The 14,740-nt window shown below is 61.4% G+C and carries 12 protein-coding genes; 7 read left to right on the top strand and 5 right to left on the bottom strand.

Going from position 1 to position 14,740, the window contains the following annotated elements; translation table 11 throughout:
* Window positions 1-3: 3 nt before the first annotated feature.
* Entirely contained in the window at window positions 4-486 is a 483-nt protein-coding gene (gene tsaE, locus ACZZ0Q_RS01410) for a tRNA (adenosine(37)-N6)-threonylcarbamoyltransferase complex ATPase subunit type 1 TsaE (protein WP_463540340.1), read from the bottom strand.
* Window positions 474-1,973: an NAD(P)H-hydrate dehydratase gene (locus ACZZ0Q_RS01405; RefSeq protein WP_463540341.1), complete on the bottom strand. Its 1,500-nt coding sequence runs from the start codon at window positions 1,971-1,973 to the stop codon at window positions 474-476. The genes tsaE and ACZZ0Q_RS01405 overlap by 13 nt, the downstream gene beginning before the upstream one ends.
* A 62-nt stretch (window positions 1,974-2,035) precedes the next feature.
* Here ACZZ0Q_RS01405 and queG point away from each other — a divergent pair, with 62 nt between their 5' ends.
* Complete coding sequence (gene queG / locus ACZZ0Q_RS01400; RefSeq protein ID WP_463540342.1) at window positions 2,036-3,097, top strand: tRNA epoxyqueuosine(34) reductase QueG; 1,062 nt, start codon at window positions 2,036-2,038, stop codon at window positions 3,095-3,097.
* 302 nt (window positions 3,098-3,399) lie between these two features.
* On the opposite strand, the gene orn is transcribed toward queG, so the two are convergent.
* Window positions 3,400-3,945, bottom strand: a complete 546-nt coding sequence (gene orn / locus ACZZ0Q_RS01395) for an oligoribonuclease (protein ID WP_122451587.1) — start codon at window positions 3,943-3,945, stop codon at window positions 3,400-3,402.
* A gap of 152 nt (window positions 3,946-4,097) precedes the next feature.
* Here orn and rsgA point away from each other — a divergent pair, with 152 nt between their 5' ends.
* On the top strand, window positions 4,098-5,129 hold the full coding sequence (gene rsgA / locus ACZZ0Q_RS01390) for a small ribosomal subunit biogenesis GTPase RsgA (RefSeq protein ID WP_463384066.1): 1,032 nt from the start codon (window positions 4,098-4,100) through the stop codon (window positions 5,127-5,129).
* 48 nt (window positions 5,130-5,177) lie between these two features.
* Here the strand turns inward: rsgA and motB are convergent, their stop codons facing one another.
* Window positions 5,178-6,239, bottom strand: a complete 1,062-nt coding sequence (gene motB / locus ACZZ0Q_RS01385; RefSeq protein ID WP_463540343.1) for a flagellar motor protein MotB — start codon at window positions 6,237-6,239, stop codon at window positions 5,178-5,180.
* Window positions 6,240-6,242: 3 nt separating this feature from the next.
* A complete protein-coding gene (gene motA, locus ACZZ0Q_RS01380; protein WP_463540344.1) occupies window positions 6,243-7,094 on the bottom strand; it encodes a flagellar motor stator protein MotA in 852 nt (283 codons plus the stop codon).
* Window positions 7,095-7,224: 130 nt separating this feature from the next.
* Between motA and ACZZ0Q_RS01375 the strand changes: the two genes are divergently transcribed.
* From ACZZ0Q_RS01375 to ACZZ0Q_RS01355, 5 genes are all read left to right on the top strand, one after another.
* Window positions 7,225-8,745, top strand: coding sequence for an HDOD domain-containing protein (locus ACZZ0Q_RS01375; protein ID WP_463560225.1), 1,521 nt, complete (start codon window positions 7,225-7,227; stop codon window positions 8,743-8,745).
* A gap of 49 nt (window positions 8,746-8,794) precedes the next feature.
* Complete coding sequence (locus ACZZ0Q_RS01370) at window positions 8,795-9,613, top strand: rhodanese-like domain-containing protein (RefSeq protein WP_463540345.1); 819 nt, start codon at window positions 8,795-8,797, stop codon at window positions 9,611-9,613.
* Window positions 9,614-9,647: 34 nt separating this feature from the next.
* Window positions 9,648-10,505, top strand: a complete 858-nt coding sequence (gene asd, locus ACZZ0Q_RS01365) for an archaetidylserine decarboxylase (protein ID WP_463540346.1) — start codon at window positions 9,648-9,650, stop codon at window positions 10,503-10,505.
* 228 nt (window positions 10,506-10,733) lie between these two features.
* Entirely contained in the window at window positions 10,734-12,548 is a 1,815-nt protein-coding gene (locus tag ACZZ0Q_RS01360) for a molecular chaperone (protein WP_463560223.1), read from the top strand.
* Window positions 12,549-12,612: 64 nt separating this feature from the next.
* Window positions 12,613-14,682, top strand: coding sequence for an EAL domain-containing protein (locus tag ACZZ0Q_RS01355; protein WP_463540347.1), 2,070 nt, complete (start codon window positions 12,613-12,615; stop codon window positions 14,680-14,682).
* Window positions 14,683-14,740 lie beyond the last annotated feature (58 nt).

The following is a 14,740-nucleotide window of genomic DNA, read 5'->3' as shown; positions in this document are numbered from 1 at the left end:
CTCTTATTCATGCTTTTCGTATTTGGCTAAGGCGGCACACCAGGCCTCGCCCAATCCGTTGTGCGGCGTAAAACGCAGCAGGCGCCCGCTCTTGTGGGGGCTAATGGTAATGTCCAGGTCGGCCTTTGGCAAAACGCCAACACCGCGCTGCGGCCATTCGATCAGGCACAGGGCATCGCCTTCGAAGTAATCGCGAATGCCCAGAAACTCTAGCTCTTCGGGATCGACGAGGCGGTAAAGGTCAAAGTGAAAGGCGCGAACGTCGCCCAGCTCATAGGGCTCGACCAGCGTGAACGTCGGACTTTTCACTGCGCCGGTATGACCCAGCCCGCGAATAATGCCGCGCGACAGGGTGGTTTTCCCTGCACCCAAGTCGCCATGCAAGTAAATGATGCCGCGTCCGCCGGTGACCTCAGCGATGCGCGCCCCCAGCTCCAGCATCGACGCTTCGTCTGCTTTATAGAGATCCACACTCACATCAGACATGGCGACTGCTCCTGCAAAAGCTGACGAATTACCGCGATTAAATCACTGGCGGCCAGGCCTCGGCCCTGCTCGCCCAACTGCTCACCCGCGCGGGCGTGCAGCCAGACCGCCAGACACGCCGCCTCGAATGCCGGCAAGCCTTGCGCCAGCAATGCACCGACCACACCGGCCAGCAAATCGCCTAAGCCGGAGCCGGCCATGGCCGGGTGACCGTGATCGCATACCCACAGGCGGCCATCCGGCGCGGCGATCAAACTGCCTGCGCCTTTGAGTACCGCGACCGTTGCAAAGCTTTTCGCCAAGGCGCGTGCCGCCGCCGGCCGGTCGGCCTGCACTTGCGCCGTGGACATACCGAGCAAGCGCGCCGCCTCACCCGGATGCGGGGTAATCACGCTGTTGGCGGCGAGCACTGTGGGCTTTTGCGCCAACAGATTGAGTGCATCGGCATCCCACACTTGCGGCAATTCCGCATGGCGTGCGACGGAAAACAAACTGCGCCCCCAGGCTTCCTGGCCCAAGCCAGGGCCCACCACCAACACCTTGGCGCGCTGACTGAGCGCCGTTAACTGATTGGCCGAACTGACGCCGGCGCACATTATTTCCGGGCGACGCACCAGCGCGGCCGACACATGCTCCGGACGGGTTGCCAAGGAAACCAGGCCGGCGCCGCAGCGCAAGGTGCTTTCGGCGGCAAGCAAGGCGGCACCGCCAAAGCCACGATCACCACCGACCACCAGCACATGACCGAACTGCCCCTTGTGGGCGGTCGCCGAGCGGGGCGCCACGTGCGGGAGGTTCGCAGCAGTGAGCCGCTGGGCCACGTACGCGGTTTCAGCCACCAGGCGCGGCTCGGCCCGCAAGTCATCGAATACCAAGTCGCCGACCAAAGCCGGCGCTTCTCCGGTGAACAGCCCGACTTTCAACGCGATAAAGGTGACGGTCAAATCGGCGCGCACGGCGGCGCCCAGCGCTACGCCGGTGTCAGCGCACAACCCCGACGGCAGGTCCAGCGCCAGCACCGGCAAACCGCTGGCGTTAATCGCGGCGACCACTTGGGAATAAGGGGCGCGCACCTCGCCGGAAAGCCCCGTGCCGAGCAAGCCGTCCACCACCACGCCGGTCAATGGCGCATCGGCGTACCAACGTTGAGCGGTCAGCCCAGCCTGCTGCGCGGCAGCGTAAGCAGAGGCTGCATCGCCTGCCAGTCGCGCCGTATCGCCGACGGCATACAGATGAACCTGCCACCCGGCACGCTGGGCCAGGGCCGCGACCAGATAAGCATCGCCGGCATTGTTGCCGTGCCCCGCCACTACCGTGACTTCGTTCACCTGCGGCCAACGCTGACGCAACGCGCGCCAGGCGGCATGGGCGGCGCGCTCCATCAATTCAAAGCCGGGAGTGCCCGCCGCGATAAGGCGAGCGTCGAGGTCACGTACCTGGGCGGCACTGTGCAAAGCGGTGGGGAGGATGTCGTTGATAGGCGGCATGCGTCAGTCGGCTCGGATGTCTGGCAGAATTATACGCACCTCTGCCTTAGTTGCCTGTGCCCATGTCCAACCTCGCCCTTGATGTCGCCAGCCTCGCCCAGTCGATCAAAGACTGGGGGCGCGAGCTTGGCTTTCAGCAAGTCGGCATCGCCGGGCTGGACCTGGGCGAGCATGAAGCGCACCTGGAGCGCTGGTTGGCGGCGGGCTATCACGGCGAGATGGACTACATGGGCGCCCATGGCAGCAAACGCTCGCACCCCGAACAGTTAGTACCCGGCACCTTGCGCGTGGTCTCGCTGCGGATGGACTACCTGCCCGGCGACACGCTGATGGCGCAGCGTCTGGGCCAGCCGGAAACCGCCTATGTGTCGCGCTACGCGCTGGGCCGCGACTACCACAAGCTGATTCGCAAACGCCTGCAGCAACTGGCTGAACGCATTCAACACGCCATCGGCCCGTTCGGCTACCGCGCATTTGTCGACAGCGCGCCGGTGCTGGAAAAAGCCATCGCCGAGCAGGCCGGGCTTGGCTGGATCGGCAAGAACACCTTGGTGCTGAACCGCAAGGCCGGCAGCTACTTTTTCCTGGGCGAGCTGTTTGTCGATGTGCCGCTGCCGGTCGATGCACCTCACGCCAGCGAACACTGCGGTCGCTGCACCGCCTGCCTGGATATCTGCCCGACCAACGCCTTTGTCGGCCCGTATGTGCTTGACGCCCGCCGCTGCATTTCTTACCTGACCATCGAGCTGAAAGGTCCGATTCCTACAGACCTTCGGCCCCTGATCGGCAACCGGGTGTTTGGCTGCGATGACTGCCAGATCGTCTGCCCCTGGAACCGTTTCGCCAAGCCGACCGAGCAGAGCGACTTCGCCCCGCGCCATAACCTCGACAACGCGCAGTTGGCCGAGCTGTTTCGCTGGAGTGAAGAGGAATTTTTGAGCCGTACCGAAGGTTCGCCTTTGCGCCGCGCGGGTTACGAGCGCTGGCTGCGCAACTTGGCGGTGGGGCTGGGCAATGCACCGTCGAGCATTCCGGTTATCGAAGCGCTGGAGCTGCGCCGGGAGGATGCGTCAGAAATGGTGCGCGAACACGTGCAGTGGGCGTTGGCGCGGCACGGTCGCTAGCGCGTTTGGTTTCGGTAGGAGCGGCTTTAGCCGCGATGCTCTTGAGGGCAAAAAAGCATCGCGGCTAAAGCCGCTCCTACAAGCTGCCTGGGCCCGGTAGCACTTCACCTCGGTGGGTGACCGGTCCTGCTCGGAGCAACACCCCCCCGTCGTCCTCGCGAAAGCGGGTACCCAGAATGTCGGAGCGGACGATGAATGCCTGCACGACTGTGGATTCCCGCCTACGCGGGAATGACGGCGCAAGGTTCGGTCCGCGAGCGGTGAGCCGAAGGCGAAGCCCAACGGCTGTGCGCCCGAGCCAATCAAAACTTTTTAATAAAATGCTCGCGGTAGTATTTCAGCTCGGCGATTGAGTCGTAGATGTCGTCCAGCGCCAAGTGGCTGCCCTTCTTGCTGAAACCATCACGAATCTGCGGTGCCCAGCGAACGACCAGTTCTTTCAGGGTGGACACGTCGAGGTAGCGGTAGTGGAAATACGCTTCCAGGTTCGGCATGTAGCGGTAGAGGAAGCGGCGGTCCTGGCCGATGCTGTTGCCGCAGATCGGCGATTTGCCCTTAGGTACCCACTGTTCCAGAAACGCAATGGTCTGGGCTTCGGCTTCCTGGGCGCTGATTTTGCTGTCGCGCACGCGCTGGGTCAGGCCGCTTTCGCCGTGGGTGCGGGTGCACCATTCATCCATGGCCGCCAAGGTTTCATCACTCTGGTGCACCGCGATCACCGGCCCTTCGGCCAGCACGTTGAGGTTGCTGTCGGTGACGATGGTGGCCATTTCAATGATCACGTCGGTTTCGGGATCCAGACCGGTCATTTCCAGGTCGATCCATATCAGATTCTGCGGGTTTTGCATGGTGGGGCTCCTCTGCGTAGCTGCGCAGTTTAGCTCAGCCATGGCGCGCGGCGGCGAACTTGGGTGGCGTGCTAAACTCGCCGGCCATCTGCATCGTTGCAGGCGACGCAGCTCGCGCTCGCCAATTTGTTGCTTATTTAATCGGAAGTCCCATGGCCAAACGCCAGCTCAACCGTCGTCAGAATTGGCGCATCGAGAAGATCCAAGGCGAGCGCGCTGCCCGCGCCGCCAAGCGTGAGTCGCAGTCGTTGGAAGCGCTGGAAGGCGGCGACCTGGGCCCCGAGCAAGTCGGCTTGGTGATCGCGCACTTCGGTGTGCAAGTTGAAGTCGAGGCGCGTGACGGCGAATTGGCCGGGCAGGTTTTCCGCTGCCATCTACGGGCCAACCTGCCGACGCTGGTCACCGGCGACCAAGTGGTATGGCGCGCCGGCAACCAAGGCATCGGCGTCATCGTTGCGCAACTGCCGCGTCATACCGAGCTGTGCCGTCCTGATACCCGCGGCCAACTGAAGCCGGTGGCGGCCAACGTCGACCTGATCGTCATCGTCTTCGCCCCGCTGCCTGAACCCCACGCCAACCTGATCGACCGCTATCTGGTGGCCGCCGAACACGCAGGCATCCGTCCATTACTGCTGCTTAATAAAGCCGACCTGATCGATGACAAAAACGCCGTGGCGCTGAACGCGCTGCTCGGTGTTTACCGGCAATTGGGCTATCCGTTGTTGGAAGTGTCGGCCCACCACGGCAACGGCATGCAGCTGTTGCAAGCCGAGCTGGATGGGCATGTCAGCGTGTTTGTGGGGCAGTCGGGTGTGGGCAAGTCGTCGCTGGTCAACAGCTTGCTGCCGGAAGTCGACACCCGCGTCGGCCCGCTGTCCGAGCTGACTGGCAAGGGCACGCACACCACCACCACCGCGCGCTTGTTCCACTTCCCCAACGGCGGCGAGTTGATCGACTCGCCGGGTATTCGCGAATTTGGTTTGGTGCACGTCAGCCGCGATGACGTCGAAGCCGGCTTTATCGAGTTTCACGACCTGCTGGGCCAATGCCGCTTCCGCGACTGCAAGCACGACCGCGAACCGGGCTGTGCGTTGCTCAAGGCGCTGGAAGAGGGGCGCATCCAGCCGCAGCGAATGGCGAGCTATCGGCACATTATCTCGACCCTTCCCGAGTCGGATTACTGAAATGAAAAGGCCGCGTCGATACGCGGCCTTTTTCGTTGGACTCGGCACTCAGTTTTCGCGCGCCTGATCCACACGCAACGCACCGTTATCAAACACGTTGAGCTTTTCGCGAAATTGCTCTGGCGAGGTTTGCGCGCCGGGCGCGGTTCCGGTTGGCGCGGGAGAGGCGCCTGGCGCCGGCGCTGCGCCGGGTGCGGCCGGAGCGCCTTCGACTGGCGGCGCCTCACCCTCTTCACCGCCCTGCTCGCCTTCAATAGCGCGCTGCGCCTTTTTGGTCAGCACGATGATGTCGATACGACGGTTAACCGGGTTCATCGGGTCTTCGCGATCAAACAGCGCCGAAGAGGCGTAACCGACCACGCGGGCGATTTGCTCTTCGGGGTAACTGCCCGCCACCAACGTGCGGCGCGCCGCGTTGGCGCGCTCGGCCGACAGTTCCCAGTTGCCGTAATCACCACGGCCTACGAACGGCTTGGCGTCGGTGTGACCGCTGATGCTGATCTTGTTCGGCACCGCCTTGATGGTGTCCGCCATGGCGATGAGGATGTCTTCGAAGTACGTTTGCAAACGGGCGCTGCCGCTATCGAACATCGGGCGATTGGCGGCGTCCATGATCTGAATGCGCAAGCCGTCCTGAGTAATCTCGAACAGGATCTGATCCTTGAAGCGCTGCAGTTGCGGATTCTCGTTGACCTTGTTTTGCAGCTCTTGCAGCAGCAATTCCAGGCGCTCTTTTTCGAGTTTCTCGGCAATGTTTTCCGCTTGCGTTTCGCTCGGGGCGATATCGCTTTCGTTATCGGACGTGGTGTCGGTGGCAGCCTTGGCGTCTTTCACTTCGGGATTGAGGGTTTTGTCTGGCGCCGGCGTTGGCGTGCCACCCAGGTCGATCACGTAAGGACTGGCACTTTCGCTGAAACCAACGGGGTCCTGGAAATAACCGGAGATGGCTTTCTTCTGCTCTGGCGTGGCCGAGGACATCAGCCACAGCACCAGGAAGAACGCCATCATGGCGACGGCGAAGTCCGCGAAGGCAATCTTCCAGGCTCCACCGTGGTGGCCGGCGGCAAATTTCTTGACGCGCTTAACGATGATGGGTTGGTTGTTGTCCATCTATCAGCGACCGCGAATCGCTTGTTCCAGCTCGCTGAAACTGGGTCGATGCGCCGGGAACAACACTTTACGACCGAACTCCACCGCCAGCGACGGCGGCATGCCCGAGGCCGATGCAACCAACGAAGCCTTGATGGCTTCGTACACGTTCAGCTCTTCCTTGGCATCGTGTTCAAGACAAGTGGCCAACGGCCCGAAGAAGCCATACGCGGCGAGAATACCGAGGAAGGTACCCACCAGCGCCGCGCCCACGTGTTGGCCGAGGGCCGATTGCTCAACCTGGCCCAGCAGGGCCATGGTCACCACAATACCGAGTACCGCTGCCACGATCCCGAAGCCCGGCAAGCCGTCGGCGATGCGGGTTACGGCGTGGGAGTTGTGTTCGAGTTCTTCTTTAAGGCTGCTCAGTTCCATGTCGAACAGGCCTTCAAGTTCATGGGGGGCCATGTTGCCGGACGACATGATGCGCAGGTAGTCGCAGACAAAAGCGGTCATGCCTGCGTCTTTGAGCAGGCCTGGGTATTTGCTGAAAATGGCGCTGGCGGCGGGGTCTTCGACGTCGGCCTCGATGGCCATCATGCCTTCGCGGCGGCTTTTGTTGAGGATCTCGTAGAGCATGCTCAACACTTCAAGATAAAACGCGTGAGTGAAGCGGTTTCCGAACATTTTCAGTGCTTTTTTGAACACTGACATGAAGGTGCTGCCGGGGTTGGCCTGGAGGAATGCACCCAGTGCTGCGCCGCCGATGATCATGACCTCGAAAGGCTGAATAAGCGCCGCCACTTTACCGTGGGACAAAATGTAGCCGCCCAATACCGAAGCGAATACAACAATGATGCCGATGATTTTTGCCATAGAGGATTACTTAGAAAGTCAGGAAGACGCAGCCAATGAGAAGGGCATAAAAATCACCCCTTCTAATTATCGGAACTTATACGCCAGACTATAGCCAGTTAAGGTTAAAAGCCAATGGGCTCACAACAACATGCCGACCTTGCCACCCGTACCATCAAGCCTGAAAACCTGGCTTAAGCACCTCGACAGTGTTCGTCTGCCAATACTGGCGACGACCCATGAACGGGTTCGGCGTTCCCTGCTTAATAGCAGCAGTTCGTTGCGCAATGTCGCCAATGTGATCGAAGCGAGCCCCTCGCTCGCCCTGTTGGTTTTGCGCGAAGCCAACCGCAGCAACAGCAGCTTGAGCGAGCCCGCGGAAAGTCTGGAAATCGCCATTACGCGCCTGGGTTTGAAGCGCACCGAAGACCTGCTGAATATGTTGCCGGTGATTGCCGAAGAGAAAATCCCCAAGGCGCTGCGGCAAATCCAGCTCATCAGTCAGCACGCCTCGCAACAGGCGAGCGGGTTGTTTGCCAATCGCCTGGCGCGGCTGTGGCAGGAAATTCACTGGAGCAGCTTGCTGTTTTTGTCGCCACTCTGGCCGCTGGCGGCGGCGCACCCTGAGCTAGTGGATAAATGGGAGCAACGGGTGCTCGGCAAGGGCGAGCCGACCCACAAGGTCGAGCGCGAGCTGTTCGGCGTTACGCTACCTTCGCTCTGCCTGGCACTCGCTGAGCAATGGCGTTTGCCGGATTGGATCATTCAGGCGTATCGCCTGCTCGCGACCGATCGCCGTTTGCTGGCCAAGGCGCTTCACATCGCGCGTAACAATGAAGAGCCGCTGCATCAGCAACAATTACTCGACGCCGACCCGGCGCTGTCGCGCTGGCTGACGCATCCGGGCAACACCATTTTATTTGCCAACGCGTTGGCGCTGAGTTCCCACCAAGCCTGGGACTGCCCGCACAGCTTGCGTTGGCAGCGCATCACCGCGCTCTATTTGCAACTGCCGCTGGCAGACTTGCAGCAACTGACGCACCAACAAGCAGTCACCAGTGCGCGGCAATTTCCCGGAACCGATTTATGGCACCCGGCTCATGCCCTGCTCTGGCCGTGGAATGCCCGTCACCTGCAAGCCATAGCTGAACCCGCGCCGCCGCCGAAGGACACCTCCCCCGCGTGGCAACAATACTGCCGCGAGCTGCTGCGCGAACCGAGCGCCTTCGCCAACCTGTTGCAACTGACCGCCTGCATTCGCGACGCGCTGGACGCTTGCGGCATGAGCCGTGCGCTGGTGTTGTTGGCTGATAAAACGCAAACGCACCTGGTGACGCAACAGATCGTCGGCCTGCCCAAAGAAGCGCAAGCGCTGACTCTCGATGCCACGCAGAGCCAAGTGCTCAAACGCTTGCTGTCACAACCGGGGCAACTGCGCCTGAGCCCGGACAACATCGCGCAATTCTCGGCCTTGTTGCCCGGCACCTTGAAAGCCCTGTTTCCCGGCGAGCACACCCTGCTGCGCTCGCTGGCCAACAACGGCAAAGTGGTCATGATTCTGGTCGTCGACCAGCAAGGCACGCCACTGAGCGAACCGTGCGTGCAGGCGTTTGGCAAAATATCGCAATGCATCGAGCGCGCCCTGGCCAGCTTTGCCAAACGCGGGCGCTAACCTTTCCGCTACAATTTGCCCCCTTATTCATTTGGCCCGGAGGCCATGCATGTCTGCCTTCACTGGTTTGCCGCTGGTCATCGAACCCGCTGAACTCGCCTCGCGCCTGAATGCTCCCGAGCTGATTCTGGTCGACCTCACCAGCGCCGCCCGCTACGCCCAAGGGCACATTCCGGGCGCCCGTTTCGTCGACCCCAAACGCACGCAACTTGGCCAACCACCCGCGCCAGGCCTGCTGCCAGAACCCGCGCAGCTGCAAGCGCTGTTCGCCGAACTGGGGCACAACCCCGACGCCGTTTATGTGGTGTATGACGATGAAGGCGGCGGCTGGGCCGGACGTTTCATCTGGCTGCTGGATGTGATCGGCCATGGCCACTACCACTACCTCGACGGCGGCCTGCTGGCCTGGCAAGCCGAAGAGCGTGAGCTGAGCACCGAGGTTCCGGCGCCGACCACGCAAGCGCCAATCGCCGTGACGATTGGCGACGCCCCAACCGCCACCCGCGAGTACCTGCTAAGCCGTCTGGGCAGTGCCGACCTTGGCATTTGGGATGCCCGCGCGCCGTCGGAATACCGCGGCGAAAAAGTGGTGGCAGCACGCGGCGGCCACATTCCCGGCGCGGTGAATTTTGAGTGGACCGCCGGCATGGACCAGGCCCGCGCCCTGCGCATTCGCCAAGACATGCCCGCCATCCTGGAAAGCCTCGGGCTGAGCAAAGACAAAGAAATCATCACCCACTGCCAAACCCATCACCGCTCCGGCTTCACCTACCTGGTGGCCAAGGCGCTGGGCTATCCGCGAGTGAAGGCATACGCCGGCTCATGGGGCGAGTGGGGCAATCTGCCGGATACGCCAATCGAGGTGTAAACCTCGGCTACTTATTCAACGTTTAGGAACATCCATGAAAGATCGTTTGTTTATCCTCAGCCAATACCTGCTGCCTCATCACCTGCTGTCGCGGGCCATCGGCTGTATCGCCGAATGCCGCGCTGAATGGCTGAAAAATCCGCTCATTAAGTGGTTCGTCAAACAGTACCAAGTGGACATGAGCGAAGCGCAGGTTGAAGACCCAACCGCCTACGAAAACTTCAACGCCTTCTTCACTCGTGCGTTGAAAGACGGCGCACGGCCATTGGACGAAACTCCGGGCGCCGTGCTCTGCCCCGCCGACGGCGCCGTTAGCCAGCTTGGCCCGATCGAACACGGCCGCCTGTTTCAAGCCAAAGGCCACAGCTTCAGCGCCGTGGAGTTGTTGGGCGGCGACGCTGAACGTGCAGCGCCTTTTATGGGCGGCGAGTTCGCCACCATTTACCTGTCGCCCAAGGATTACCACCGCGTGCACATGCCGCTCGCAGGCACCTTGAAGGAAATGGTCTACGTGCCGGGGCGACTGTTCTCGGTGAACCAGACCACAGCGGAAAACGTGCCGGAGTTGTTCGCACGCAATGAGCGTTTAGTCTGCATTTTCGACACCGAGCGCGGCCCCATGGCGGTGGTGCTGGTGGGCGCGATGATCGTCGCTGCCATCGAAACCGTTTGGGCCGGTCAGGTTGCGCCGCCGGCCCGCCTGCTGAAAACCACCCGATATGACGCTGCTGCGCGGGGCCCCATCGAACTGGCCAAAGGCGCCGAGCTGGGCCGCTTCAAGCTGGGCTCCACGGCCATCGTGCTGTTCGGGCCGAACCAGGTTAAGTGGGCCGAACACATGGTTGCCGGCAGCGCAACGCGCATGGGCGAACGCCTGGCCGACGCGCGCTGAAATCCGTGAACCGCAAGAGCCCCGTGCAGTGCCGTTGAACATCTGAGTCAGGCTTGAGGTCTCACGCTTAACAAACCTCGTCCGGCAAAGGCAAAACGCCATCTTGGCCATACCCCCGATTGGCTGCGGGTATGGCAAGATGCTGCTAGAGTTCGGAAAACCGACATTCAGATCGACTCGCCACGCCACCGTGCGCAGGAGTGTCCAGCCAGATGGATTACGAGTTACATGGATAAACAGAATCCCCACCTGCTGCTACGTGTACCGACGCCAAACCAGCAGAAACTTTCGTTCTGTGACTCCAGCCCTCGCGATCTCAAACGCTGGATCGCCGGCCTGCCGAAGGCCAATCTGGGCGAAACAGCTCGCCAGCTTTATCAATGCCTGGTCGAGCTCAACCAACTGATCACCCCTGCTGAAAATCGCCTGCAGCTGCTTGAGCTGTTGCGCGCTGAAGTCTATTTCGTCAGCAAACACTTGGAACGTCACTTCCTCAACCAAGCCATCGTGCTGGATGAGCGTCCGCGCAAAGTGGCCAACCTTTGCCAGGCCTTGGAAAACCACCTCGCGGCCGGCTACAAACTGATCGTCTCCCAGGAAGCGCCGCGCAACAGCCGCGAGCGCAACCAGATGCAGCTGCTGACCATCGCCATTCAACGTGCCTGCCACTGCTTGTGCGGCCCGCTGATTCGCGCGAGCCAGTTGTATTGCCCGGTGCCCGAGGGGCTCTGGCTGGAATTGCACAAGCTCTACCAAATTGCCCAGAACAGTGCGCTGCAAACCATCGTCGTGCGCGACGACATGGCGCTGCACACCAAAGGGTTGAGCGTCGAGCAGACCTACCTGATTGCCCTGCTGCTAGGCTGCGCGCGCACCAACCAGATGCGCCAGAACGGCATTGCGAAGCTGGCCGAAGTACTTGGTGCGTGGAGTTCGCTGGTGCACCTTCAGGCGGCGGACGAACCCGGCAGCCTGTTCGCCGTGCCCTCGCAAGTGGACGGCCCGCCGCGCTACAAATCGCTGTTCCAGGACAACGAACTGCAAAGCTTGCTCGGCATTGATCCGCAGCCTTTAGTGGATGCGATCAAAGAGCACCTGATGATGGAGCCCGAGAACCGTGCAACGTCGCGCTTGCTGGTGCCCGAAGGCATGAGCATCGACCTGCTGCAACACCTCGGCTCGGCCTGGGGCGACATTGCCGAACGCACCTTCCAACGCAACGCCGGCCACGGCAGCTTGCGACTGTGCTTGGGCATGAGCGCTCTGCATTTTTTTCTGGCCGGCGGCAAGCCGTTCAATGAAGTGCTCAAACGCCAGGAAGAAAGACAAACCGCGAGCTTCAAAGCCGTCAACGCCGACGCCAAAGACATCTGGCGCAATGCGTTCGACGCGCAAGCCAACGTGGATTGGAACGGGGGCCTGCCCCACGAAGAAATCCAGTACCAACGGCCGGCGGGTGAAGCCGAGTCCACCACGGGCGCGGCGGAAAACAACTACGCGACCTTCGAGCTCCCCATCGTCAACCACAGCCCCGGCGGCTATTGCCTAAGCTGGCCGAAAGAAGTGCCGAGCCAGCTGCAAGCCGGCGAACTGCTCGGCGTGCAAGATTCGCCCGAACAAAGCTGGAGCGTGGCGCTGGTGCGGTGGATTCGCCAAGTGCGCGGTGGCGGCACGCAAATGGGCATTGAACTGATCGCGCCGCACGCCCAGCCGTGCGGCCTGCAATTGCTGCGCAAAGCGGATCAGAACAGCCAATACCTGCGTGCGCTGCTGCTGCCGGAAATCAGCGCTATTTCGCGGCCCGCCACCGTCATTACGGCACGCTTGCCATTTCAGGAAGGCAACAAGGTTCAAATCAATCTGAACGGTGAAGAACGCCGCGCGGTGCTGAGTCGCAAGCAAACCAGCACCGGCAGTTTTAACCAGTTCGAATACCGCGTTGTAGAGCAGGCACCTCCCGAACAAGGGAAGCCGGTCACAGCGCCGAAAACCCAAAGCGCGGGCGGCGAGGAAGACTTTGACTCACTTTGGAAGTCACTGTAGATTGCGCCGCACACCCCCTTTTGTCGCCTTTTCGCGCCCGTTCGGCGCAGTCTAAGCACACGCCATGGCCATCGAAAAGAAAACCATCCGGCTGCTGATTCTCGAGGACTCGCAGAACGAGGCCGAGCGTCTCGTCAGCCTGTTCCGCAATGCCGGTCGCGCCACCCGCGTGCACCGTCTGACGTCCAGTGACGACCTGGCTACCGCACTCCAGCAAAGCTGGGATCTGCTGATTGCCGCGCCGAGCAGTGAAAACCTCGACCCCAGCGAAGCGATCAATGCGATTCGCCGTCAGGCCAAAGATATTCCGCTGATTCAGCTCACCGCTGACAACGACCCCGACGCCATCACCGAAGCCCTCGCACTCGGCGCGCAAGACGCCTTGCCGCAAGGTGAAGACGAACGCCTGATTTTGGTCGCCAACCGTGAGCTGGCCAACCTCGAAGAACGTCGTGGCCGCCGCGTCGCAGAAATTGCCCTGCGCGAAGCCGAGAAGCGCTGCCAGTTGCTGCTCGACAGCTCGGTGGACGCCATCACCTACGTTCACGACGGCATGCACATATACGCCAACCGCGCATATTTGAAGCTGTTCGATTACGAAGATGCCGACGAGCTCGAAGGCATGCCGATGATCGATCTGATCTCCGGCTGCGATCACGCCAACTTCAAAGATTTCCTCAAGAACTACCACAGCGCCGAAGGGAGTGCCGAGCTGACCTGCAGCGGCGTAAAAGCCAACGGCCAGACCTTCCAAGCGCGCATGAGTTTCTCGCCCGCCACCTACGACAGCGAACCGTGCATTCAGGTAGTGATTCGCGCCGAAACCGGCAACGCCGAGCTGGAAGAAAAGCTGCGTGAAATCAGCAGCCAGGACCTGGTTACCGGCCTGTTCAACCGCAGCCATTTCATTGAGCTGATGGACGCCGCCGCCGAGCGCGCAGTAAACGCCGGCCAACCGGGCACGCTCAGCTATATTCGCGTCGACCGCTACAGCAACCTGCTGGCGGAAACCGGGCTGGCGGGCATCGACCTGCTGCTTACTGATCTGGCCAACCTGCTGCGCGAGCACTTCAGTGATGACTCGCAATTGGCCCGTTTCGGGGACGACGTATTTACCGTGTTGCAACCGGGCAAGACGCCGGAACAGGCGCAAGGCGAGCTTGCTGCCCTGCTGAAAAAAGTCGAAGGGCACATGTTCGACGTCAGCGGCCGCACGGTGCAGACCAGCCTGTCTATCGGCGTAGCTGGCCTCAACGAAAAAACGCCAAAAGCGCAGGAAGTGATCGACCGCGCCCACCGCTGCGCCGACGAGTTGGGGGATGGCAACGCCATCAAACTCTACAACCCGGCCCAGGAATTGGCCGCTGCGGCGAATCGCGGCAACATCGTCGCCATGGTTCAGCAGGCGCTGGAAAACAACAGCTTCCGCCTGCTGTTCCAGCCGATCATCAGCCTGCGCGGCGACAGCAATGAGCACTACGAAGTGCTGCTGCGCCTGCTCAACCCGCAAGGCGTTGAAGTGCCGCCAGGCGAATTCCTCGAAGCGGCGCGCGACGCGGGCCTGGCCGAGAAGATTGATCGCTGGGTAATCCTCAACTCCATCAAGCTGCTCGCCGACCACCGCTCCAAAGGCCACAACACGTGCCTGTTCGTGCACCTGTCGCAAGCCAGTGTGCAAGACCAGACGCTGTTGCCGTGGCTGAGCGTGGCGCTCAAAGCCGCTCGTTTGCCGTCCGACGCCCTGGCCTTCCAGCTCAGCGAGCCGGACGCCACCACCTACCTGAAACAGGCCAAGGCGCTGACTCAGGGCTTGGCGGAACTGCATTGCAAAGTCGCCCTCAGCCAGTTCGGCTGTGCGCTCAACCCGTTCAACACGCTGAAGCACCTGAGCGTCGATTTCGTCAAAGTAGACGGCTCGTTCTCCCAGGACCTGAGCAACGCCGACGCTCAGGAAGCGCTGAAAACCCTGCTCAGCAGCCTGCACGCGCAAGCCAAGCTGACCATCGTGCCGTTCGTGGAAAGCGCCAGCGTGCTCGCCACCTTATGGCAGGCGGGCGTGAACTACATCCAGGGTTACTACTTGCAGGGGCCGAGCCAGTCGATGGACTACGACTTCGCGGCGGGTGATGAGTAAATCTAAACAGCATCGCGGCTAAAGCCGCTCCTACAGGGAACCTCGATTCCTGTGGGAG

Source organism: Pseudomonas sp. AC070 (assembly GCF_979258635.1).
Note: the sequence above shows the minus strand (reverse complement) of the source record. Positions and strands in the feature narration are given on the sequence as shown.